2 protein-coding genes and 1 pseudogene are annotated in these 1,831 nt (G+C 33.8%); 1 reads left to right on the top strand and 2 read right to left on the bottom strand.

All coding sequences use genetic code 11. From position 1 onward, the window contains the following. Positions 1–390 (bottom strand): response regulator transcription factor (locus AACY61_RS13180; protein ID WP_339612042.1); only part of this gene is annotated, 390 nt, incomplete at its 3' end. Positions 391–555: 165 nt separating this feature from the next. Beyond that, the gene (nadE, locus tag AACY61_RS13175; protein WP_339612041.1) at positions 556–1,344 is read right to left on the bottom strand and encodes an NAD(+) synthase; all 789 of its coding nucleotides are present in this window, start codon (positions 1,342–1,344) and stop codon (positions 556–558) included. A gap of 117 nt (positions 1,345–1,461) precedes the next feature. On the opposite strand from nadE, the pseudogene AACY61_RS13170 reads away from it, so the two are divergent. Further along, positions 1,462–1,831, top strand: a pseudogene (locus AACY61_RS13170) (gliding motility lipoprotein GldB); the annotation flags it as partial.

Here is a 1,831-nt window from a genome sequence, read left to right as displayed (position 1 = left end):
GGTGAGTTCGTCGTTTAAATAGACACCTCCTTTGGAAACTTTCTTCAATGCTTTTGTAAAAAGCTTTGTGGAAGCTGTTTTAGACACATAAGCTGAAGCTCCTGACTTAATTGAACGTAAGGCATAAATTTCTTCAGGATGACAAGAATAAATTAACACTTTCAGTTCAGGAAACTCTGCTTTTATGGTTCTCAAAACGGTAATTCCGTTTACCTGAGGCATGTCAATTTCCATAACCAATACATCGGGAAGTTGTTTGCGAAGTGATTTAAACATCTCTTCGCCATTATTCACTTTGTCAATAATAGTGTAGTTGGTATTTTTTTTAAGTAGGCAGGAAATTCCCTTGCGCATCATGGGGTGATGGTCTGCTATTATTATTGAAGTCATAATTGTGAGGTTGACAAATTATTAGCAATTTATATTTAAAATCGTCTTTGTAGGAAATACAAAATAGTTTTGTAAAAATTTTACTACAAAACAAATGTATAAAAATACCTTGTTTGTAAGAGTACTTTTCGTTAAAGTTCGCTAAAAATCGTTAAAATGCAGTTCCTATTTAAGTTTGATAGGAATTTTACAAATGGGTATGGGATTCATTTTGTGTTGATTAGTAGAATTTAGTTTTTTATAGATAGAAAATACCACTTTTTCCCTGTCTGAAAAATTTACGATATCACCTCCTTCCTGATCCATTTTCATTGCCCATTCAAGTTCGTCATAACTAGCTCCAAGCTGTTCTTCATCACTGCGGTCATCACCGAAAAGACCATCTGTTGGCTTTGCATTTAGTATAGAATCTGAAATATTTAAATAATTTCCCAGTTCATAAACTTCACTTTTCATCAAGTCTGCAATAGGACTGATATCCACACCTCCATCACCATATTTTGTGTAAAAACCAACACCAAAATCTTCTACTTTATTTCCAGTTCCTGCAACTAAATAGCGGTGAAGTCCGGCAAAATAATACAAGGTTGTCATTCGCAACCGAGCGCGGGTATTGGCAAGTGTTAAATCCAGAAAAGGCAGCATTTGGTTTGTAGGAATTTGAGTTTTGAAGGTTTCAAAAACAGGAGTAAGGTTCACTTCAATACAGCTTACATTCGCATGTTTTTTTTGTAAACTCTCTATGTGCTCCTTGCCTCTGTTCACTTGATTGATAGCCTGATGAATGGGCATCTCAACACATAAAGTTCTCAATCCTGTTTTTGCACACAATGCTGATGTGACTGCTGAGTCAATACCGCCACTGATTCCAATCACAAAGCCCTCCATTTTTGAATTGGTTGCATACTCTTTCAGCCAGTTTACAATATGTTTAACAACATTTTCTGTTTGCATAGTAACTACGGTGTTGATGTTAATAGTACCTTTGCATAATTATTTTGCGAGCCTAAATATAAAATTAAAATAGCATATTTTCGTTAAAATAACAAACGGATTAATCACAGTTAGTTTATGAAGTACTTTAGATTTCTTTTATTGGTTTTTGTTATAATGTATGCCTGCTCTGATGAAAAAAAAATAGATGATGCGATACTTGATGTTCCCGTTCGTGTTGAAATTGATCGGTTTGATGAAAAATTTGCCAAAGCCACTCCTGAAAACCTTCAAAATTTAAAAAACGCTTATCCTTATTTATTTCCGGAAAACTTTCATGACAGTATCTGGATTCATAAAATGAATGATACACTTCAACAACAATTGGAATATGAAGTGAGCGCTATTTACAGTGATTTTAGTAGCTACGAAGCTGAGTTGGAATTGTTGTTTAAACACTTAAAATATTATTTTCCATTTTACATTCTATCAAATCAAATTTGTCAAA

It is taken from the genome of uncultured Planktosalinus sp., assembly GCF_963973675.1.
GTDB lineage: Bacteria > Bacteroidota > Bacteroidia > Flavobacteriales > Flavobacteriaceae > Planktosalinus.
Note: the sequence above shows the minus strand (reverse complement) of the source record. Positions and strands in the feature narration are given on the sequence as shown.